Source organism: Mesorhizobium sp. M0029, assembly GCF_040323735.1.
GTDB lineage: Bacteria > Pseudomonadota > Alphaproteobacteria > Rhizobiales > Rhizobiaceae > Mesorhizobium.
Genome location: NZ_JAMYVF010000065.1, coordinates 1 through 536 on the forward strand (window position 1 = coordinate 1; position 536 = coordinate 536).

Consider the following 536-nt stretch of genomic DNA (forward strand, 5'->3'; position numbering starts at 1 on the left):
TCTTCCGCCCAGGTGGTCAGCCGCGGGTAGCGGGCGGACCATTTGGACAGCCACGCGGCGAGATCGGCCTTGGCCTCGGCGAGATCGCGCCGGTCGTAGAGCCAGCGCAGTTCCTGCAGACAATCGTCGCCGTGCTTCCTGGGCAGGTGATCGAGCGCGTTCCTGAGGAAGTGGACGTAGCAGCGCTGCCATGCTGCTTCCGGGATCACCTCGCCGATCGCCGCGACCAGGCCGGCATGGTCGTCGGACACGGCCAGTTCGACGCCCTTGAGACCGCGTCGTTTCAAGCCGACGAGGAAGTCCTTCCAGGCCGAGCGGCTCTCGCGATTGGCCATCTCCACGGCCAGGATCTGCCGGCGCCCGTCCCAGTCGATGCCGACCGCGATCAGCACCGCCTGGCTCATCACGATGCCGGCTTCGCGCACTTTCTCGTAGCGGGCATCGAGAATGAGGTAGGGGAATGGCTCCTGAAGCGGTCGTTCGGCAAACGCCTTCAGGCTCTCGTCCAAGCGCTTGTTGATGGCCGAGATCGACGA

General features: G+C 65.7%; 1 protein-coding gene. It reads right to left on the bottom strand.

What is annotated here, in order from left to right:
- A partial coding sequence (locus NKJ76_RS32355; protein WP_352539222.1) for an IS256 family transposase occupies positions 1 to 536 on the bottom strand: 536 nt, incomplete at both ends.